The sequence below is a fragment of the Pseudodesulfovibrio hydrargyri genome, assembly GCF_001874525.1.
Lineage (GTDB): Bacteria > Desulfobacterota > Desulfovibrionia > Desulfovibrionales > Desulfovibrionaceae > Pseudodesulfovibrio > Pseudodesulfovibrio hydrargyri.
The window spans coordinates 2,749,875-2,770,173 of the sequence record NZ_LKAQ01000004.1; the positions used below are offsets into that span (position 1 = coordinate 2,749,875).

The following is a 20,299-nucleotide window of genomic DNA, read 5'->3' on the forward strand; positions in this document are numbered from 1 at the left end:
CCATGATCTACAACAAGAAGGAATTCTACGGCGGGGCGAGCCTGCTGGTGGTCTTTTTCGTGATCCTGTTCATGATGTTCCAGCCCATCTACCACGGGCACAACGGCATGCAGTTTTTGGACAATCTCTACAACTCCATCTCCAAGGGGTCCATCAACTACTCCTCGCAGTTGAAGGACGACATGGCCAAGTTCGACGGCAAGGCCATAGACGTGACCCTGAACTACGGCACCGAAGTCCAGGCGGCCCAGTCGGCCGACATGTTCGCCAAGGCCGGGGCGCAGGCTTCGGCCGACGGCAAGGCGCTGCATCTGGCCGGTTCCCTGGGCGCGATCCTGAAGAGCAGCCTGGACGACGCCCAGGTCATGTACGACAACGACGGCGAGGCCATCCAGGCCCGGTACGGCATTGAGCCGCGCCGCGTCCTGTACAACTGGTGGATATCCTACAAGCTGATGAACAAGGCCTTGGGCAACCAGAAGGAATTCGCGGCGGCCAAGGCCGTGGACACGGTCCAGACCAAGTCGGTGGAGGCCTCCTACAACTACTACGGGGTCGAGGCCCAGAGCATCACGGACGACATAGGCCTGGTCATCTTCTCCCTGGTCTTCTATGTGCTTTACACCTTGTGGTACGGGTTCGCCATCCTGTTCGTCTTCGAGGGATGGGGACTCAAGCTCAGTCACTAAGTCTCGGAATGCGCATCATACCCTAGCCCTGCGCGGTCCGGCGGCCTCCCCCGGCCGTCGGACCGCGTCCCGAGCCATGAGGGGATTTACTCCTGTCCGAAATGATTGTATTTTCTTCACATGAGGAAGCGTGCATGAATCTCCAGAACTATTACGACACCGTTATGGAGCTGACCCACGGCATCGTGGTCACGCTCGATCTCGACGGGGGGATCATCCACGGCAACTCCGAGCTGGAGCACCTCTCCGGGTATCATCTCCAGGAACTGGCGGGCCGCGACTGGTTCGAGGTCTTCATCCCCAGGGACGAGCGGGACATGGCCCGGCGCGCCCTGCTCGAGAGCGTCCAGGACAGGGGAGTGACCGCCTTTGCCGGACGCATCCGGGCCAAGGACGGGGACACGGTCTACGTCAACTGGAACCTCAAGCCGCTGACCGACTCCAACGGCGAGATCGTCAGCCTGCTGTGCGTGGGCCAGGACGTGACCGACCTGGTCCTGCGCGAGAAGGGCCTTTTGCGCGAGCGGTTCACGCTGCTTGAGCGCAACAAGGAGCTCAACTGCCTCTATTCCCTGAGCCAGCTCATGGGCGAGATCCACCGGACCATGGACGACCTCCTGACCCAGGTGGTGGAACTGCTCCCGGCGGCCTTCCAGAACCCGGAGATGACCTACGCCCGGCTGCGCCTCGGGCACAAGATCTACGAGACCCCGGGCTTCGAGGAGAGCGATTTCATGCTCAAGTCCGACCTGGTGATCAACGGCGAGAAGCGCGGGTCGCTGACGGTCGCCGTGCGCAACGACGCGGCCCGGCCCGGTTTTCTGGAGGACGAGCGGGACCTGTTCACCACCGTGGTCCAGCAGGTGGTCATCCTGGTCTCCAAACGGGAGACGCGGTTGGCCAAACAGGAGCTGGAGCGCCAGCTCAGGCAGTCGGACCGGCTGGCCAAGATCGGCCAGTTCTCCGCCGGGGTGGCCCACGAGATCAACGAGCCCCTGGCCAACATCCTCGGCTTCGCCGAACTCGCCCTGCAGAGCCCGGACCTGCCCGAGCAGGTTGCCACGGACCTGAACAATATCGTGGAGTCCTCCCTGCACGCCCGCGAGATCATCCGCAAGCTCATGTTTTTCGGCCGCCAGCTACCGCCCCAGCCCGCGTTCATCGACTTCAACGACACGGTGGAGCAGGCCCTGCGCATCACCGAATCCGGGGCCCGGCGCGGCGACATCGAGATCGTCCGGGAGTATGACCGGAGCCTGCCCAAGATATTGGCCGATCCCCAGCACATGAAGCAGGTGGTGGTCAATCTGGTGGTCAACGCCATCCAGGCCATGGTCGACGGCGGTACCGTGACCGTCCGAACCATCGGGCTCGACAGCGACGCCTACCTGGTGGTGGAGGACACCGGCCCGGGCATGACCCCGGACGTGCTCAAGATGATCTTCACCCCGTTTTTCACCACCAAGGACGTGGACAAGGGTTCCGGCCTGGGGCTGTCCGTGATACACGGCATCGTCAAGGCCCACGGGGGATTCATTCAGGTGGAAAGCTCGCCGGACGGGGGGACCAGGGTGGAGGTCGCCTTTCCCTGCCATCTGCGCGACCCGGAGGATGAGCCATGAGCAGGACTGTCCGCATTCTCGCGGTGGACGACAGCAAATCGACTCTGGAGGTGCTCAAGCGCAATCTCGTGCCCGCGGGCTACGAGGTTTTTACCTGCGGCCGGGTGGACGAGGCCGTTGCCCTGCTCGAGGACCTGGTCATCGACCTGGTCATCACCGACTACCGCATGCCCGCGGCCTCGGGGTTGGATTTGATCAAGCACGTGCGAGCCAACCTGCCGGACGTGGAAATCATGATGATAACCGGCTACCCGTCCATTCCCGGCGCGGTGGAGGCCATCAAGGACGGGGCGGGGGAGTACCTGGCCAAGCCGTTTACCACCGAGGAGCTGCTTTCGTCCGTGGGGCGCATCGTGGAGCGGCTGCAGCGCAGGCGGGTCCTGGCCTCGGCCGACACTCCACCCGACAATTTCGGGATCATCGGCACCTCTCCGGAGATGGAACTGGTCTTCCAGCGCATCGGCAAGGCCGCGGCTTCGGACGCCAACGTGCTCATCAACGGCGAGTCCGGCACCGGCAAGGAGCTGGTGGCCCGGGCCGTGCACTACAACAGCGACCGGCGGACCGCGTCGTTCGTGCCGGTCAACTGCACGGCCATCCCGGACAGCCTGGTGGAGAGCGAGCTGTTCGGCCACGTCAAGGGGGCCTTCACCGGGGCCAAGGAGTCCAGGGCGGGCTTCTTCGAGGTCGCCAACGGCGGGTCCATTTTCCTGGACGAGATCGGCGACGCCAGCCCGACCATGCAGGCCAAGCTGCTGCGGGTCCTCCAGTCCAAGGAGTTCTGCAAGGTGGGGTCGAGCATCGTCAAGACCGTGGACGTGCGCATCCTGGCCGCCACCCACAAGGACCTGCGGCGCATGGTCGGGGAGGGCTCTTTCCGCGAGGACCTGTTCTACCGGATCAACGTCATCGACATCAACGTGCCGCCCCTGTCCGAGCGCGAGGACGACATACTCGTGCTCATCAACCATTTTCTGGCCGAGTTCTCCAGGGCCATGCACCGCGAGCCGCCGACCATCTCGGACGAGGCCCTGCACGCCATGCGCCGTTTCGACTGGCCCGGCAACGTCCGCGAGCTGGAGAACCTCATCCAGCGGCTGGTGGTCATCGTGGATCACGACACCATCGAGATCACGGACCTGCCCGAAGCCATGCGCTTCAGCCTGCCGCGCGAGGGCAGCGTCAACCGGACCCTGGAGGAAGTGGAGCTCGAACACATCCGCAACGTCCTGGTCATGACCGGAGACAACAAGACCCGCGCGGCCGAGATCCTCGGCATCAACCGCAAGACCTTGCGGGAAAAACTCAAGCGCTTCGAAGGGATGGCCGGGCAGGGCGAATAGCCCATCCCGGCCGCCCCGGGGTGAACCTTTGGGGTTGACCCGGCCCTGTCCTTATGCGAAAGGGCCGGACGGCGTTGACCTGTCCGCACAGTCGGGTATGGTGCAACGCACAACCATATCCAAGGCGCATCATGGCTTTCAACGTGGAAAAATACCTCAGCAGCCACGTCCGGCATGGCATGAAGGTCGGACTGGCCAGCGTTCTGGCCTACGTCGGGGCGGAACTTATCGGCCTGCCCTACGGGTACTGGGCGGTCATCACCACGGTCATCGTCATGCAGATGCATGTGGCCGACTCCATCCAGATGTGCCTGTACCGGTTCACCGGCACGGCCATCGGCGCGGGCATGGGCATCCTGATGATCCTCGTCTTCCCGCCCACCCACCTTTATACGCTCATCGCCGTGTTCGTGGGCACGGGCGTATGCGCCTACCTGACCCGCTACGACGCGCGCTACCGCATGGCGGCCATCACCATGGCCATCGTCTTCCTGTCCAGTCTGCAGGCGGAGAACCGCATCGAATACTCCCTGTTCCGGGTGGCCGAGATCGGCGTCGGTGTGCTCTGCGCCTTCGTGGTCTCGGTGGCGGTCTGGCCCAACCGGACCACCTCGGTCCTGCTCGACCGGCTGTGCGGACAATATGACCAAGTGGCCGACGACGTCCTGCTGCTCATGGACAATTTCCTGCACCGTCAACGCAAGACCGACCCGGATCTGTTCTTTGACCTGGCCCGCGAGGTCCAGGCCAACCGGGATCTCTACAACAAGATATATTCCACCGAGCGGCGCGTCTTCCGAGACGACATGGCCAAGCTCTCCCTGCAGGTCAACACGCTCAATTCCGTGGTCGAGCGGCTGCAATCCACGCCTTCCTTGCTCAACGAGGTGGAGGGCGACGGCTTCGACATCATCATGACACCGGAACTGAACCTCCTGGCCCGGCATCTGGCCGTGGCTCTGCGCTCCATCGGACGGGGCGTGCAGTACGATCCCCACCCCCTGGCCCGGGCCGTGGACAGGGTGGAGCAGCGGTTCATCGAACTGCGCGAGCAGGGCGTCATCGAACGGTTCGAGGTGCGCCGGTACTTCCAGGTCATGAGCTTCATCAACACCGTACAGCACCTGGGCGAATTCCTCCTGGTTGTCCTGAACAAGCCGCGCGGAACCGTATAGCCTTCCGATCTTCTCAGATAGAGGCCTGCGGCGGACAGCCGCGGGCCTCTTTTGCGTGGAGACGCGTAATTCCGGCCGGGAGGGGGGCTGCGGCCCAGACGAGGCGGGTGAAGAGTTCGAGATTCTCCACTGTCTTGTGAAAAAAAGTACGCGGCCGCATTGGGTTTTCGTCCACCTTGTCTTGCCGAAATAGTCTTGCCTAAGAGGCGCGTTTGCGCGTTGCCGCGATAGCTGACCCGGACTGCGGAAGACCTGAAAAACCGGGGCCTGGGATGACGTCCAAAAAAATTCTAAATTTTTTTTAGCAACGTCCATTCTATTATTTTTGCCAAATTCATTTTTTTGCCGAGACGTGAAGGCGGTCTGGCAAAACAAGGCGAGGCCGTTCGTCGACATGCTTAATCCAGCGAATTGCCGTTTTATTTGTGCGAAAAATCACATGAGGGCGAAAAAAGGGCATCTCTGCCCAGCAGTAGCGCTCTTGTTGTGTCGACCATTGTACCCGATGTGAAAAAAACTTCATATGTCCTGTCATTGCGCGATCTTGGCGTGATAAAACGCCTGTTTTGCAACTAAAAAACAATGTATTTTAACGCATTGTGGTTATTTTACCTGTTGGTGCAATTGCCACCGGTAGTGGCACGTTTTCTGCTAAAAACGAACTGATTGATTAATCAATCTGGACGTGCTAGCCCGTCCCCGGAAAAAGGGCGGAAGGCGGCCCGACGAACAATGTAAACAGCTATTGAGTGAGGATTGACCAGTTGCAAAATAGATACTTCATAATTTCGGCAGTCGTAGCGCTTCTCTTTGTGGGAGCCGTGGTCGGCTACGCCATCCCGGAGGAAAAACAGGAGGTTCCCGCCCGGATCATCCTGGACAACACCGGGGGGCGGGTCGTGTTTTCCCACCGGACGCACGCGGATGACTACGGGGCCGACTGCGCGGACTGTCACCATGACGGACTCGAGGGCAGGGAGTACCTGCCGTGCGGAGCCTGCCACCCGGCGGAGTTCGACGAAACGTTCCGCCGCGAACACCCCAAGGCGTTCCCGGACAAGGAGGCCTGTCTGCGCTGTCACGACGAAGTGCCCACCGGGCCGCTTCCCGAGGATGAACGGCCGGACATCGAATCCATCCCGACCCGTGGCGAGGCCTTCCACTCCCTGTGCATGGGCTGCCACGAGGAAAACGGCGGTCCCTACGGGGAAGATGCCTGCTACCAGTGCCACGCGAGGTAATCCATGCTGAAGATACACTATTCCCTGGATCAGAAACCGGCCGATTCCATCCGTGACCTGGAACCGCCCAAGGTCTTGAACATATCGGTGCGCAATCTCGTCCTGAAGACCAAGAAGGGCAGCGTGCTGGCCAAGGGCGACCTGGTCGCCGAACATCCGTCTCCCTGCGGCGGGGCCTGCCATGCGGCACTGGGCGGCAAGGTCAAGGCCGTCAACTACCACAGCCTGACCGTGGAATGCTCCGGCGGCGCCGAAACCGTCGAACCCGTGGACGTGGCGTCCATGGGCAAGGGATCGGAACTGATCCGGGCCCTGCAGGAGCTGGGCGTGGATGTCTCTCCGCTGTCGGGACGCGCCGAGGTCCTGGTGATCAACGGTCTGAACCCCGAGCCGGGCGTGTCCGTGGCCCAGCAGCTCCTGCGCGACGGCGGCGAGGAACTGCGCGCCGGATTGGACATGGCCCGCAAGCTGCTTTCCCCCGACCGCACCATCCTGGCCGCGCCCAAGGGCGAAGCCGTCTCCATACCCGGTGCGGAAACCGTGGGCATCCGGGCCAAGTATCCGTATTCCCTGGACGCCCTGGTGGTCCGCGCCGTGACCCGCAAGGAGTTCCCCGAGCACACCCGGGTCATCAACGTCATGGATCTGTTCGATCTCGGCAAGGTGGCCCTGACCGGACTGCCCGTCACCGAGACCTTCATGACCATCGACGGACACAACTACCGGGTGCCCGTGGGCACGCCCGTTCGCCATATTCTGGAGGCCCTCGAACTGAACGTCGAACCGGGCGACACCATCGTCCTGGGCGGACCGTTCAGGGGCGAGTCCATCTATAGCCTCGACCAGGGGGTCAAGAAGGAGGACTACGGCATGTTCATCACCTCCTCCGACGCCATTCCCGAGGTCCAGGACGCGGCGTGCATGAACTGCGGCGAATGCGTCCTGCAGTGCCCGGCCCGGGTGCAGCCCCACCTCATCAGCCGCTACGCCGAGTACGAGCGGTTCGAGGAGGCTGAGCGATACGGCCTGAACAGCTGTTTCGAGTGCGGCCTGTGCGCCTTCAACTGTTTCGCCAGACGGCCGCTGCTCCAGTACATCCGCTTCGCGAAGGCGCAGATCCGCGCCAAGGGGCAGGGAACCAAGGCCTAGGCCGGATCCCGATCAAGCAAGATCGACAACACAAGAGAGATACACGATATGAATCCTCCAATTCTCAAGGCGATGTCCGACATCTCGCTTCGCCTGACGGTTTCGCCGCCGCCGCACTGGCGCAGCGGGCGGACCATCCAGGGCATGATGCGGGCCCACCTGCTGGCCCTGGCTCCGGCCGCCGTCATGGCGGTGGTCATGTACGGCTACCGCGCCTTTTCGGTCATGGGCATGGCCGGAACCGCCGCCGTGCTCACCGAGGCCGTCTGCCTCCGGCTCCAGAAGCGCGATGTGGACGTGGACAACTATACGGCCCTGTACGCGGGCGTGCTCTTCGCCTTCCTGCTTCCGGCCACCGCGCCTTGGTGGCTGGCGGTCGTCGGCGGGGTGCTGACCATCGCCCTGGGCCGGACCGTGTTCGGCGGCTTCGGCTGCAATCCGGTCTGCGCCCCGCTGGTGGCCTGGGCCGTGTGCCGGTTCTCCTGGCCCGAGGCCATGGACATCGACCTGAATCTGGCGGCCTACATGGCCAACAGCCCGGTTGACCAGCTCATGCACTTCGGCGTGTCCAGCCTCGGCCAGTTCGACTACATGGATCTGTTCATGGGCCGCGGGCTCGGCGGCCTGGGTTCGTCCCAGGTTGTGGCCCTGACCGCGGGCGGCCTCTTCCTGCTGGCCACCCGCTGGATCCGCCTGTTCATCCCGGTGGGCTTTTTGATCGGCGTGGCCGGCACGGCCGCCGTGTACTGGACCATCGATCCCACGGCCTATGCCGATCCCATGTTCCACCTGCTGGCCGGAAGCACCATCTTCGGTGCGTTCTTCCTGGCCCCGGACACCGCGTCCAGCCCGGTGGGCAAGATTCCCCAGACCGTGTTCGGCCTTCTCGCCGGGGCCATGGTCGTGATCATCCGCACCTACGGGGTGTATCCCGACGGCGTGCCCTTCGCCATCATGGTGGCGAACCTGCTCAGCCCGTTGCTGGACCGCCTCCGTCCCAAGTACTTCGGAGTCAGATAGCCATGCGTGAAATCATCAATATGATAGTGGTCCTGTCGCTCATCTGTGCCGCCTCCGGCACCCTGTTGGTCAACCTGAAGCGGGCCACCAAGGACAAGATCGAACAACAGGTGCTCGTCAACGTCCAGGGACCGGCGCTGATGACCGTGCTCGCCGGATGCGACAACGATCCCATCGCCGAGCGCCAGACCGTGGACGGCGTGACCGTGTTCCCGGCCCGGCGTTCCGGCAAGCTCGTGGGCGTGGCCTTCGAGACCGCCGCTCCCGGTTATTCCGGCGATGTCGGCGTCATGGTCGGATTCGACCTGGACGCGGACCGGCTCATCGGCATCGGCATCACCACCCAGACCGAGACCCCGGGCGTGGGCACCCGCATCATGAAGCCCGCGTTCCTCAAGCAGTTCAAGGGCCACAAGGTCGATTCCCTGGCCCTGAGTTCCAAGGGCGGCGACATCGACGCCGTGGCCGGGGCGACCTATTCGTCCACCGGCGCGGTGGACGCGGTGCGCAAGGCCTTAACCGTCTACAAGGACATCAAGCCGCAAATCGCCGCCCTCTGGCCGGCGTCCTAGGGAGCAATACATGAGTTCCATCAAGAAGGAATTCCTCAAGGGATTGTGGGACGAGCTGCCGCCGTTCCGCGTGGTGCTGGGCCTGTGTCCCACGCTGGCCGTGACCTCCACGGCCGAGAACGGGTTGGGAATGGGCGTGGCCGTGCTCTTCGTCCTGACCCTGTCCAACGCGATCATCTCGGCCCTGCGCAAGATCATCCCCGGCAAGGTGCGCATCGCCTGCTTCATCGTCATCGCGGCCTCCCTGGTCGTGGCCGTGGAGCTGCTCATGCAGGCCTACACCTATTCCCTGTACCAGAAGCTCGGCATCTTCGTGCCGCTGATCGTGGTCAACTGCATCATCCTGGGCCGGGCCGAGGCGTTCGCCTCCAGGAATCCGGTCCTGCCGTCCATCGCCGACGGCCTGGGCATGGGGCTCGGCTTCACCCTGTCCCTGACCTTTCTGGGCGCGTTGCGCGAGGGACTGGGCAGCGGCACCGTCTTCGGTGTCCCGGTGGCCTGGGAGACCTTCCGGCCCGCCCACTTCATGGTCATGGCCCCGGGCGCGTTCGTCTGCCTGGGCGTCATCCTGGCGGGCATGAACGCCTTCAATCGGTATCTGAGCCGGAAGAAGGGCGAACCGCTCACTGAACCGCAGAACGCGGCCTGCGCCTCCTGCGCCGGCTGCAACCTGTGCATCACGGGCAAGAAGGAAGGGTAGCCATGGATTACTTCATGCTGTTCGTCTCGGCGATCTTCATCAACAACATCGTCCTGGTCCAGTATCTGGGCACCTGTCCGTTCATGGGCACGTCCAAGTCCACGGACGTGGCCATCGGCATGGGCGCGGCGGTCATCTTCGTCATGCTCATGGCCACGGCCTTCACCTGGCCCCTGCAGCATTACGTGCTGACCCCGTATGGGATCGGCTATCTGCAGACCATCGTGTTCATCCTGGTCATCGCCTCCCTGGTCCAGTTCGTGGAGCTGTTCCTGAAGAAGGTCATTCCGCCCCTGCACGCCTCGCTCGGGCTGTTCCTGCCCCTGATCACCACCAACTGCGCGGTCATGGGCGTGGCCATCATGGTGCAACGCAGCAACTATTCGTTCGTCAAGGCGATGGCCTTTTCCCTTGCCTCGGGCATCGGATTCCTCATCGCCCTGGTGATCATCTCCTCCATTCGCGAGCGGCTGGACGTCTCCCCGGTGCCGACGGTCTTCCGGGGCATTCCGGTGGCCCTCATCACGGCGGGCGTAATGTCGTTGGTCTTCCTGGCTTTCCAGGGCATGGCCGCTTAACCGAAACAAGTTCAAGGACGCATATATGGTAACCTCATCCATACTGGTTCTGTTTCTCCTGGGGTTGACGGCGGCGTCCGTCCTGGCGGTTGCCGCCCGTATACTCCACGTCAAGGAAGACCCCCGCGTGGTCAGTGTCGAGGCATGCCTGCCCGGCGCCAACTGCGGCGGCTGCGGATATCCCGGGTGCTCGGCCGCGGCCACGGCCGTGGTCAACGGCGACGCGCCCCCCGAGCTCTGTGTGGCGGCCAACATGGAAACCGCCACGCGCATAGCCGCGATCATGGGATCCGAAGTGCAGTTCAAGGAGCCCAAGGTGGCCACGAACATCTGCAGCGGCGGCTCCCGGGCCAACCTCCTGTTCGACTACAAGGGCGTGGAGGACTGCCGCGCCGAAGCCTTGCTCTATGGCGGCGAGAAGTCCTGCGGCATCGGCTGCATCGGGCTCGGCACCTGCGTCAAGGTCTGCGGCTTCAACGCCATCCGCCTGAGCGACGCCGGGCTGCCCGTGGTGGACTGGAACGCCTGCCGGTCCTGCGGCAAGTGCGCCGAAGCGTGCCCCACCGGGGCCATCCGCATCTCCAGCGTGGCCAGCGTGCTCCTGCACCTCAACCAGACCGATGACTGCCTGGCCCCGTGCATGCAGAAGTGCCCGGCCCAGATCAACGTCCGGCGCTACATCCAGCAGCTCAAGCAGGGCGACATGCGCGGCGCCATGCTGACCATCAAGGAGCACAATCCGCTGCCGCTGGCCGTGGGCAGGGTCTGCCCCGCGCCGTGCGAAAACATCTGCCGCCGCAAGATCGTGGACGAGGGCGTGGCCATCCACACCCTGCACCGCTACGTGGCCGATTGGGAGATGCAGAGCGGAACGCGCGTGAACCTGCACTGCAACCCGCCCAGCGGGCACAAGGTGGCGATCATAGGCGGCGGCCCGGCCGGGCTGTCCTGCGCCTACTTCCTGCGCCGCGTGGGCCATGAGCCGGTCATCTTCGAGAAGCGCGAGCACATCGGCGGCATGATGCGCGGCATCATCCCCGAGTACCGCCTGCCCGCCAAGGTGGTGGACTGGGAGGTCCAGACCATCCTCAATCTCGGCGTGGAGACCCGCACCGGCGTGGCCTTCGGCCGGGACGTGACCCTGGCCGATCTCGAGAAGGAAGGGTTCGAGGCTGTGTTCATCGCCACGGGCGCGTGGAAGGTGCCGCCGCTCGGCATAGACAACGACGACGCCGAGGGCGTGCTGGACTCCATCTCGTTCCTGCACGGCGTGGGCCATGTGTACACCGACCTGCGCGGCAAGACCGTGGCCGTGGTGGGCGGCAGCAACACCGCCATGGACGTGGTCCGTTCCGCCGCCCGCCTGGGAGCCGAGGTCGTCGCCCTGGTGCCGTGCATCCAGCGCAAGATGTCCGCCAACAAGGAGGAGATCCTCCGCGCCGTCGAGATCGGCGGGGATCTGCGGTACATGACCGCGCCCCTGGCCATCGAGGTGGAGAACGGCGCGGTCAGCGGCGTGACCTATTGCGACCTGGCCTACGACAACCCCGAGAAGCCCGTGGGCGAACCCAAGCCCGTGTCCGGGACCAAGGCGTTCGTCCGGGCCGACATGGTCATCGCGGCCACGGACCGCCTGGTGGACGACGGTCCGCTGTGCGACGCCGAGGGCAAGCCGATGTTCAAGAAAGACAAGAAGACCGGTGGGATCACCGCAAACCCGACCACGTTGCAAACCGACATCCCCAACGTGTTCGTGGGCGGAGAGGTGCATACCGGCCGCAGCATCCTGATCCAGGCGGTGGCCGACGGCCGCCGGGCCGCCCGCGCCATTCACTTCCACGTGACCGAAGGGGCCGTTCCGGAACCTGACAACCAGCAGGTCCAGGTCATCCCGGAGTCGATCCTCAAGGACATGCGTGTGAACTACTCCATCCCCAGGGTGCAGGAGCCCCTGATCAGCATGGACGAGCGCAGGCACACCTTCAAGGAGGAAGTGGCCGGTTCCATCGCCTACGAAAAGGCACGCAAAGAGGCGAGCCGCTGCCTGCGTTGCGGATTGACCTGTTACGACGCCGACGCCGGGGCCGAATACACCCTGGACGAGGACGTCACGGTCATCAACGCGCCGGGCGGGGAGTAGGCCGTCAACCTCGAACGATCCCCCGATCGAGCTCGGATGCGCCGCACTTCGGGGATAGCGCCCCCTGTCGCCCGGAGGACAGGCGCATAAAGAAGCAGCCCCGGACACCATATGGTGTCCGGGGCTGCAATCGTTTGGGGCGATGGGAGCGGGTCAGTCCGCCTTGCTCCGGGGGGCGAGCCGCACGGCCAGGGCGCCGAGGGCGGACAGGGTGGCCAGGGCGGTTACGGCCCCCCAGCCCCAGCGGGCCTGCAGGGCGCTGCCCAGGGCCGAGCCCGCGGACATGCCGCTGAACATGCCCACGAAGAGCACCGCGTTGAGGCGGCTGCGCGCCTCGGGGTCCAGGGCGTAGATGATGGTCTGGTGGGCGATGAGCGAGGCCTGGACGCCGAGGTCGAAGCCCACGGCCGCGACGCCGAGGAGGATGAGCTGCGCCACGGGCGGGAGGGCGGGCATGAGGAACATGGCCGCGAAGGACGCGGCCACCAGGGCGGCCCCCAGTCGGGTCACGGACTCGGGTCCCTTCCTGTCGGCCATGCGTCCGGCCACCGGGGCGGCCAGGGCTCCGGCCGCTCCCGCCAGCCCGAAGGCCCCGGCCGCCTCGCTGCCGAGGTGGAAGGGAGCGTTGAAGAGCATCAGCGCCAGGGTGGACCAGAACGCGCTGAACCCCAGGGAGAGCAGCCCCTGGGCCACGGCCGCGCGGCGCAGCCCGGGATGGGCCCGCCACAGCACGGCCAGGGAGCGCAGCAGAGCGCCGTAGGAATGCCGGATGGTCGGGGCGACCCGGGGCAGCTTGCGCCACGCGCCGATGCCGACGAGCACGATGCTGGCGGACGACGCGTAGAAGACCGAGCGCCAGCCGAAATGCGCGGCCAGGTAGCCGCTGGCCACGCGCGACAGGACAATGCCCAGCAGCAGGCCGGTCATGATCGTGCCCACGATCCTGCCGCGCTGTGCGTCCGGGGCCAGGTGCGCGGCCATGGGCACGATGTCCTGGGCCAGGGTGGCCGTGACGCCGATGCCCAGGCTGGCGGCCAGCAGCGGGACGATGGACGGCGACATGGCGGACAGGAGCAGTGCGCCGGCGAGCAGGGCGGCCTTGAGCATGATGAGATTGCGCCGGTCGAAGCGGTCGCCCAGGGGGGCCAGGAACAGGATGCCGAGGGCATAGCCCAGCTGCGTCAGGGTCGGCACCCAGCCGACCTCGCCGCCGGACGCGCCGATGTCGGCCCCGAGCACGCCCATCAGCGGCTGGCAGTAGTAGAGCGCGGCCACGGCCGCGCCCGCCCCGGCCGCCAGGAAGAGGACCAGTGACGCGGGGGGCGTATGGTCCCTGACGGGAGCGGTCGGTGGGATGGTATGGGAAGCGGTCATTGTTATTCTCCTTTGCATGCGGCGGCGTGATTGCCAACCGCCGATTCGTTCCGATGCAGAGGTAGTCATGGACGAGTTGTTTGTGAAATATATTGTTGTTGTAGATTTAATAATTTTAACCTATTAATAGGCATGGAACTCAGACATCTCCGCTACTTCGTGGGCGTGGCCCGCGAGCTCAATTTTTCCAAGGCGGCGGAAAAGCTGCTGGTCTCCCAGCCCGCCTTGAGCACCCAGATAGTGGACCTGGAAGAGGATCTCGGCGTGCAGTTGTTCATCCGCAGCACGCGCCAAGTCCGGCTGACGGCCGCCGGGGAGGTCTTCCTGGAAGAGGCCGAGGACATCCTGCGCCGGGCGGAGGCGGCCCGGCAGCGGGCCACGCGCACAGCCCGGGGCGAGGAGGGGGAGCTGACCGTCAGTTTCTTCGCCGCGCCGACCATGTTTTTCCTGCCGGAACTGGTCCGCCGTTTCCGGGCCGCATACCCGGCCGTGAGCCTGCGGCTGCGGGAGCTGACCCCGGACAGACAGCTCGATGCCTTTGAGCGGAACGAGATCGACGTGGGGTTCACCCGGCCTCTGCCGCCCGGCCATCCGTATCTTGAGTGCGAGGAGTTGTTCAAGGAGCGGTTTCTGGCGGTCATGGCCGAGACGCACCCCCTGGCCGGACGCGGGCGGATAGGCCTGAAGGAGCTGGCGGGCGAGCCCTTCGTGCTCATGGCCCGCCCCGTGGCCGTCACTCTGTACGACCAGATCATCGCCCTGTGCCGCGAGGCCGGGTTCTCGCCGCTGGTCGAGCACACGCCGGACCTGATGGCCACGCTGCTCATGATGGTCGCGGCCGAGCAGGGCGTGAGCGTGGTCCCGGAGGGCGTCCGCAACCTGCGCGAAAAGCAGGTGGCCTACGTCCCGCTCGATCCGTCGCCCGAGCCCATCCCGCTGCTGCTTTCCTGGGACCCCGGCCGGGATAATCCGGCCCGCGACGCCTTCCTCCGCCTGGGCCGCGAGGGCGGATTCGGCATCCGGTAGCTCACGGGGGAATTCCGGGTTCAAATCCAGATTTCCCTTCCTTGTTCAAATATGACCAGCGAAAAAAGGCCTTGCGGCGAAACCGCAAGGCCTTTTTTTAGTGTCGTTCGAGGCGAAAGCTACCGTTCCAGGTAGGTGTAGCCCCGCAGGCCGTTCTTGTAGGCCTGGAGGATTTCGCGGCGCTGGGCCGGGGTGATCAGCCCCTTGCGCACGCTCTGTTCGGCGGTTTCGCGGAAGCGGGTGAGCAACGCCTTGGTGTCGTACTCCACATAGGAGAGCACGTCCTCCACGGTGTCGCCTTCCAACTCGCCCACGAACTCGTACTTGCCGTCCTCCAGGATGCGGATGGTGACCACGTTGGTGTCGCCGAACAGGTTGTGCAGGTCGCCCAGCGTCTCCTGGTACGCGCCCACCAGGAAGGCCCCGAGGCAGTATTCCTCCGAACTCCTGAGGGCGTGCAGGCGCATGGTCCGGTTCACGCCGGGCCCTTCGATGAAGCGGTCGATCTTGCCGTCGCAGTCGCAGGTGATGTCGGCCAGGGACCCCTCGCGGGTGGGCTCCTCGTCCAGCCGGTGCACGGGCATGACCGGGAAGAGCTGGTCGATGGCCCAGGCGTCGGGCAGAGATTGGAACACGCTGAAATTGCAGTAGTAGATGTCCGACAGGGTGCGGGCGATACCCTCCAGCTCCAGGGGCAGGGCGGGCAGGTCCCGGGCCAGGATCGCGATGTTCCGCACGGTCTGCCAGAAGACGTTCTCGCCCAGGGCGCGCTCGCGGAAGGAGATGGTCCCCTGGTTGAAGGCCTGGCGGACCTCGTCCCGGTAGTAGAGGGCGTCGTTGAAGCTCTCCTGGACGTTGTCCGGGGTCAGGGCGAGCATGGTCTGGTGCATGTGCCGGATGTGGACGTTGGTGTCCTCGGGCAGGCTGTCCGGGAGCGGCTCGGGCTCGAACCGGGCGGCGTCGAGCACGTTGAAGAGCAGCATGGAGTAGTAGGCCACCAGGGCCCGGCCGGATTCGGTGATGATGGTCGGGTGGGGGACGCCCTGCTCGTCGAGCACGGTCATGACACCCTCGATGACGTCCGCGCAGTACTCGTAGACCGAATAGTTGCGGCTGCTGGACAAGCTGGTCCGGGTGCCGTCGTAGTCCACGGCCAGGCCGCCGCCGAGATCAAGGTAGCGCATGCCCGCGCCCTCGGCCGCGAGCCCCGCGTAGATGCGGCTGGCCTCGGCCACGCCCGAGCGGATCTCGCGGATGTTCGGGATCTGCGAGCCCAGGTGGTAGTGGAGCAGCTGCAGGCAGCCGAGCATCCCGGCCTCCTTGAGACGGTCGATGACCTCGATGATCTGGGCCGCGTTGAGCCCGAAGATGGAGCGGTCCCCGCCGGACTCGGCCCACTGGCCCGTGGCCTGGGAGGCGAGCTTGGCGCGCACGCCGAGGATGGGCTCCACGCCCAGCGCCCTGGAGCGTTCGATGATCAGCGGCAGCTCGCCCGGCATTTCGATGACCAGGACGCATTTGAAGCCGAGCTGCACGGCGTGCAGGGCCAGGTCCACGAACTCCTCGTCCTTGTACCCGTTGCAGACCAGCACGGCCCCGGGGTCGCTGTGCATGCCCATGGCCGCGATGAGCTCGGCCTTGCTGCCGGCCTCGAGCCCGTGGTGGTACTTGCGGCCGTGGCGGGTCACGGCCTCGACCACCTGTTGCTGCTGGTTGACCTTGATGGGGTACGCGCCGAGGTAGGCGCCCCCGTAGTCCAGGCTCTTCATGGCCTGGATGAAGCTGTCGTTGAGCAGGGATATCTGCGTGTCGAGCAGGTTCTCGATGCGCAGGAGCACCGGCAGGTCCAGGCCGCGCGCCTGGATTCCGGCGATGATGTCGGGGATGGACACCGCCCCGGCGAAGTCGTCGGGGGTGGCGGTCACCTGGAGGTCTCCGTTCTCGGAGACGCCGAAGAAGCCCGCGCCCCATTCCCGGACGCGGTAGAGTTCCGCGGACCGCTCAGCGGTCCAGCCTTCGTGTGCATGGGTCACTCATATATCCTCCCTCAAAATATGGGCCGGGAAATCCGGCATGTTCCGGCGGCATGTAGGGGCGGGGTCCGCGAATGTCAACACGAATATGGCCCCGGCGCCGGATTGTGACGAAAAAAGCGGCCGGCCCCCGGGCGGATGGGAGCGGGGTGCCCGTCCGGACGCCTCTCAGCCCCCAGGGACGCGCCTGTGTTGTCCGGGCAACATATCAATCCCATCTTTTTTTCGCAGTATCGCCGCCCGGCAGGACAAAAGAAAAGGCACTTGCGAAAAATATTCGCAAGTGCCTGTCTTTTCTGGTCGGGATGAGAGGATTTGAACCTCCGATCTCTGCGTCCCGAACGCAGCGCTCTACCAGACTGAGCCACATCCCGATGCACGTGAGAAGGGGTGTTTAGCGCACGGTTGGTTAAAAGGCAAGACAAAATTTCAATGAAAGTTCAAGGTTGTGGACAAAGGGGCTAAAGCCCCCTAAAATGGGAATTTGCAAGACAAAATAATATCCCGCCGTGTCGCGGCCGGGTAGTGTCGCACGGTTGCCGCCTTCAAGCGGCCGTATGGGTCCCCGGAGCGGTGGCGGGACGGAATATGGGGTTGTTAAGGAGTTGTATACGTGATCAAAGTTCTCGTTGTTGATGATTCCGCGTTCATGCGCAAGGCCATCAGCACGATGCTCGACAAGGACCCCGGCATCACCGTGGTGGGGGTGGCGCGCAACGGCCGGGTCGGCCTGGACATGGTGCGCAAGCTCGATCCCGATGTGGTGACCATGGACATCGAGATGCCCGAGATGGACGGCCTGACCGCCCTCAGGCACATCATGATGGAGTGCCCCAGGCCCGTGCTCATGGTCAGTTCCCTGACCACCGAGGGGGCGGAATCCACCCTGAAGGCCATGGAGCTCGGCGCGGTGGACTTCATCCCCAAGCAGCTTTCCAAGGTCTCCCTGGACATCATCAAGATCGAGCGGGACCTCATCGAGAAGGTCAAGACCGTGGCCGCGCGCAAGATGCGCCACGTGGCCGCCCGGGCAGCCGCCCCACGCAAGGTCCGCAGGCCCGTGACAGCGACCCGCGCCGGAGGACGGCCGGTCCGCGACGTGGTGGCCATCGGCGTGTCCACGGGCGGGCCGCCCGTGGTCCAGAAAATCTTGTCCTCGCTGCCCGCCGATTTCCCGGCCGGCATTCTCATTGCCCAGCACATGCCCGCCGCCTTCACCGGGCCGTTCGCGGCCAGGCTGGACAGCGTCAGCCAGATCACGGTCAAGGAGGCCGAGAACGGCGACGTGCTCCGGCCCGGCCACGCCTATGTGGCGCCCGGCGGCAGGCACATCATTCTCGACCAGAAGGTCAGCCACATCAACGTGCTGGTCACGGACGAGCCCGCGGACGCCCTGTACAAACCCTCGGCCAACGTGCTCATCGGCTCGGTGGCCCAGGCGGTCGGCCGCAGGGGGCTCGGGGTCATCCTGACCGGCATGGGCAACGACGGCTGCGAAGGAATCCGCGCCCTCAAGGGGAAGGGGGGCAGGGCCTTGGCGCAGAGCGACTCCACTTGCGTGGTCTACGGCATGCCCAAGGCGGTGGTGGAGAACAATCTGGCGGACGAAATCGTGGATCTCGACGACATGGCCGAGTCCATCATGGCGAATCTTTATAAATAAGTATGCCCCAATAGGAAGGGGGAGGTCTGACAACATGGCGGATTGTACCGAGTATCTGGCCCTGCTGAGCAGCGACAACAAGGAAATCGTTCGGGAGAGCGCATTCAGGGCCGGGGAGGATAATTGTGTCGAAGCCGTTCCCAAACTGGCGGAACTGCTCAAGACAAACCATCTGGGCATCCAGGAGGCGGTGGACAGTTCCCTGCGCAAGATCGGCGGCCGGGAGACGGTCGAGGCGGTCATACCGCTGCTGCGGTCCGACGAGGCCCCGGTGCGCAACCTGGCCATGGACATCCTGCGCGAAGTGGGCAACCAGGACATGCCGTCGCTCATCGACCTGACCCTGGACGAGGACCCGGACATACGGATTTTCGTGGCCGACATCCTCGGCTCCACCGGGAATCTTCTGGCGGTCCAGCCCCTGTGCGAGGCCCTGCTCAAGGACCCGGAGGTCAACGTCCGCTACCAGGCGGCCGTGAGCCTGGGCGAGTTGGGCATGGAGGACGCCACCCCCTGCCTGAACAAGGCCATCAACGACGAGGAGTGGGTCCAGTATTCCGTGATCGAGGCCCTGACCAAGATCGGCCACACCAGTTCGGTGAACGCCCTGGTCAAGGCCCTGGACGGGGCGTCCGACCTGGTCGCCTCCATGATCATCGACTCCCTGGGCGAGATGGGCAACGTCAAGGCCGTGACCATGCTGCTCAAGCGCATGGCCGACGCGCCCACGGCCCTGCGCAACAAGATCGTCAAGGCCATCGTCAAGATACTCGGCGGCAAGTCACTGACCCTGCTCAGCGACGACGAGCGCGAGCGGTTCCGGGAGTATTTGCTGGTGGCCCTGCAGGACGAGGACGAGGAGATCCAGGACGCCGCCATCCAGGGACTGGCCTTTGTCGGCGGCGAGGAGGCATCCTCGGGCATCCTCCACATCGCGGGCGGGCTCGACCAGGACCGCGACCAGGACCGGTTGCGGTTGATTATCGGCTTTTTGGCCCAGATCGGCCTGACCGACGCCCTCAGGGAGGGGCTGCTCGGCGAGGACCAGGACGTGGCCCGCGTGTCCGTTCAGGTCCTGTCGCAGATAGCGCCCGCCGCCTGCACCGAGGAGGACTGCGTCTGCCAGGTGCTTATGGAGGCCTTCTGGAAGGCCGCGTTGCCCGTGCAGCGGCAGATCGTCAGCGTGGTCGCCGCCAAGGGCGAGGAGCAGTCCAAGGACTTTTTCATTCGCGTCCTGAACGAACACGAGGACGGCACCGTGCTCAAGAGCGCGGTCTACCTGCTCGGCGAAAAGCTCAGGCTGCCCGAGGTGGTGGACCAGATATTCCCGCTCATGGACCACCAGTACGACGACGTCAAGGAGGCCGCGCTGGAGGCGTGCATCGCCATAGACGGCCCGGAGGTGAAGGCCCGCTTTCAGGAGATGTTCGGCAGCGCGGAGCCCATCCGGCGGCTCATGGCCACCTACGCCCTGGGCAAACTCGGCCCCATGGAGAACCTGGACATCCTGACCCAGGCCGTGGAGGACGAGATCCCGGACATCCGCAAGGTGGCCGTGGAGGCCCTGGCCGCGTCCGGCGGCGACGACGCCGTGTGGCGGCCCCTGATCCTCCATCGGATGTCCGACGAGAGCAAGGACGTGCGGTTGACGGTCATCGAGATCATGGGCCAGCACTACGACGAGGAGATGATTCCCCATCTTATCGACGCCCTGAACGACGAGGACGACTGGGTCAAGGTCCGGGCCATGGACGCCCTGGGCGAGCACGGCACGCCCGAGGCCGCGCCGCTGATGATCGACATGCTGAACAACTCCAACCGGTTCGTTGTCATGAAGGCCATCGAGGCCCTGGGCAACATCGGCGGCAGCGAGGCCTTTTCGGCCCTGCTGGAGGTGACCAACAGCGACGAGTACGAACTGGTCAGCGCCGCTGAGGAAGCCATCTCCAAGATACAGGAAATGTAGGAGCAACC

At 64.7% G+C, this 20,299-nt stretch carries 16 protein-coding genes and 1 tRNA gene; 14 read left to right on the forward strand and 3 right to left on the reverse strand.

Going from position 1 to position 20,299, the window contains the following annotated elements:
- The first annotated feature begins 2 nt into the window (after positions 1-2).
- From BerOc1_RS17085 to BerOc1_RS17135, 11 genes are all read left to right on the forward strand, one after another.
- A complete protein-coding gene (locus tag BerOc1_RS17085; RefSeq protein ID WP_071546966.1) occupies positions 3-689 on the forward strand; it encodes a hypothetical protein in 687 nt (228 codons plus the stop codon).
- A 134-nt stretch (positions 690-823) separates the two neighbouring features.
- Positions 824-2,311, forward strand: coding sequence for a PAS domain-containing sensor histidine kinase (locus BerOc1_RS17090; RefSeq protein ID WP_071546967.1), 1,488 nt, complete (start codon positions 824-826; stop codon positions 2,309-2,311).
- Positions 2,308-3,654: a sigma-54-dependent transcriptional regulator gene (locus tag BerOc1_RS17095; RefSeq protein ID WP_071546968.1), complete on the forward strand. Its 1,347-nt coding sequence runs from the start codon at positions 2,308-2,310 to the stop codon at positions 3,652-3,654. Before BerOc1_RS17090 ends, BerOc1_RS17095 begins: the two co-directional genes overlap by 4 nt.
- Before the next feature lie 131 nt (positions 3,655-3,785).
- Entirely contained in the window at positions 3,786-4,829 is a 1,044-nt protein-coding gene (locus BerOc1_RS17100) for an FUSC family protein (RefSeq protein ID WP_071546969.1), read from the forward strand.
- An 812-nt stretch (positions 4,830-5,641) separates the two neighbouring features.
- Positions 5,642-6,070: a cytochrome c3 family protein gene (locus tag BerOc1_RS17105; protein WP_341349798.1), complete on the forward strand. Its 429-nt coding sequence runs from the start codon at positions 5,642-5,644 to the stop codon at positions 6,068-6,070.
- Between the two features lie 3 nt (positions 6,071-6,073).
- Complete coding sequence (locus BerOc1_RS17110; protein WP_071546971.1) at positions 6,074-7,219, forward strand: 4Fe-4S dicluster domain-containing protein; 1,146 nt, start codon at positions 6,074-6,076, stop codon at positions 7,217-7,219.
- A 48-nt stretch (positions 7,220-7,267) separates the two neighbouring features.
- On the forward strand, positions 7,268-8,239 hold the full coding sequence (locus BerOc1_RS17115) for an RnfABCDGE type electron transport complex subunit D (RefSeq protein ID WP_071546972.1): 972 nt from the start codon (positions 7,268-7,270) through the stop codon (positions 8,237-8,239).
- 2 nt (positions 8,240-8,241) lie between these two features.
- Positions 8,242-8,811: an RnfABCDGE type electron transport complex subunit G gene (gene rnfG / locus BerOc1_RS17120; protein ID WP_071546973.1), complete on the forward strand. Its 570-nt coding sequence runs from the start codon at positions 8,242-8,244 to the stop codon at positions 8,809-8,811.
- Between the two features lie 10 nt (positions 8,812-8,821).
- Complete coding sequence (rsxE, locus tag BerOc1_RS17125) at positions 8,822-9,511, forward strand: electron transport complex subunit RsxE (RefSeq protein WP_071546974.1); 690 nt, start codon at positions 8,822-8,824, stop codon at positions 9,509-9,511.
- Between the two features lie 2 nt (positions 9,512-9,513).
- A complete protein-coding gene (locus BerOc1_RS17130) occupies positions 9,514-10,089 on the forward strand; it encodes an electron transport complex protein RnfA (protein ID WP_071546975.1) in 576 nt (191 codons plus the stop codon).
- Between the two features lie 25 nt (positions 10,090-10,114).
- Positions 10,115-12,229 (forward strand): FAD-dependent oxidoreductase, encoded by a 2,115-nt coding sequence (locus BerOc1_RS17135; protein WP_071546976.1) that lies wholly within the window; start codon positions 10,115-10,117, stop codon positions 12,227-12,229.
- 153 nt (positions 12,230-12,382) lie between these two features.
- On the opposite strand, the gene BerOc1_RS17140 is transcribed toward BerOc1_RS17135, so the two are convergent.
- A complete protein-coding gene (locus BerOc1_RS17140; protein WP_071546977.1) occupies positions 12,383-13,603 on the reverse strand; it encodes an MFS transporter in 1,221 nt (406 codons plus the stop codon).
- Between the two features lie 132 nt (positions 13,604-13,735).
- Here BerOc1_RS17140 and BerOc1_RS17145 point away from each other — a divergent pair, with 132 nt between their 5' ends.
- Positions 13,736-14,629 carry a LysR family transcriptional regulator gene (locus tag BerOc1_RS17145; protein ID WP_071546978.1) on the forward strand — a complete coding sequence of 298 codons (894 nt, stop codon included), beginning with the start codon at positions 13,736-13,738 and terminating at the stop codon, positions 14,627-14,629.
- 119 nt (positions 14,630-14,748) lie between these two features.
- Here the strand turns inward: BerOc1_RS17145 and speA are convergent, their stop codons facing one another.
- A complete protein-coding gene (gene speA / locus BerOc1_RS17150) occupies positions 14,749-16,662 on the reverse strand; it encodes a biosynthetic arginine decarboxylase (protein WP_071546979.1) in 1,914 nt (637 codons plus the stop codon).
- Positions 16,663-16,959: 297 nt separating this feature from the next.
- Positions 16,960-17,036 (reverse strand) — tRNA-Pro (locus BerOc1_RS17155).
- A gap of 239 nt (positions 17,037-17,275) precedes the next feature.
- Here BerOc1_RS17155 and BerOc1_RS17160 point away from each other — a divergent pair.
- On the forward strand, positions 17,276-18,325 hold the full coding sequence (locus BerOc1_RS17160; RefSeq protein ID WP_071546980.1) for a protein-glutamate methylesterase/protein-glutamine glutaminase: 1,050 nt from the start codon (positions 17,276-17,278) through the stop codon (positions 18,323-18,325).
- Positions 18,326-18,359: 34 nt separating this feature from the next.
- Entirely contained in the window at positions 18,360-20,291 is a 1,932-nt protein-coding gene (locus BerOc1_RS17165) for a HEAT repeat domain-containing protein (protein ID WP_071546981.1), read from the forward strand.
- The last annotated feature ends 8 nt before the right edge of the window (positions 20,292-20,299 follow it).

Bases quoted from the DNA above. Each gene is read 5' to 3' on its own strand.
- BerOc1_RS17085 (WP_071546966.1), top strand. From the start codon at position 3: ATGATCTACAACAAGAAGGAATTCTACGGCGGGGCGAGCCTGCTGGTG.
- BerOc1_RS17090 (WP_071546967.1), top strand. From the start codon at position 824: ATGAATCTCCAGAACTATTACGACACCGTTATGGAGCTGACCCACGGC.
- BerOc1_RS17095 (WP_071546968.1), top strand. From the start codon at position 2,308: ATGAGCAGGACTGTCCGCATTCTCGCGGTGGACGACAGCAAATCGACT.
- BerOc1_RS17100 (WP_071546969.1), top strand. From the start codon at position 3,786: ATGGCTTTCAACGTGGAAAAATACCTCAGCAGCCACGTCCGGCATGGC.
- BerOc1_RS17110 (WP_071546971.1), top strand. From the start codon at position 6,074: ATGCTGAAGATACACTATTCCCTGGATCAGAAACCGGCCGATTCCATC.
- BerOc1_RS17115 (WP_071546972.1), top strand. From the start codon at position 7,268: ATGAATCCTCCAATTCTCAAGGCGATGTCCGACATCTCGCTTCGCCTG.
- rnfG (WP_071546973.1), top strand. From the start codon at position 8,242: ATGCGTGAAATCATCAATATGATAGTGGTCCTGTCGCTCATCTGTGCC.
- rsxE (WP_071546974.1), top strand. From the start codon at position 8,822: ATGAGTTCCATCAAGAAGGAATTCCTCAAGGGATTGTGGGACGAGCTG.
- BerOc1_RS17130 (WP_071546975.1), top strand. From the start codon at position 9,514: ATGGATTACTTCATGCTGTTCGTCTCGGCGATCTTCATCAACAACATC.
- BerOc1_RS17135 (WP_071546976.1), top strand. From the start codon at position 10,115: ATGGTAACCTCATCCATACTGGTTCTGTTTCTCCTGGGGTTGACGGCG.
- BerOc1_RS17140 (WP_071546977.1), bottom strand. From the start codon at position 13,603: ATGACCGCTTCCCATACCATCCCACCGACCGCTCCCGTCAGGGACCAT.
- BerOc1_RS17145 (WP_071546978.1), top strand. From the start codon at position 13,736: ATGGAACTCAGACATCTCCGCTACTTCGTGGGCGTGGCCCGCGAGCTC.
- BerOc1_RS17165 (WP_071546981.1), top strand. From the start codon at position 18,360: ATGGCGGATTGTACCGAGTATCTGGCCCTGCTGAGCAGCGACAACAAG.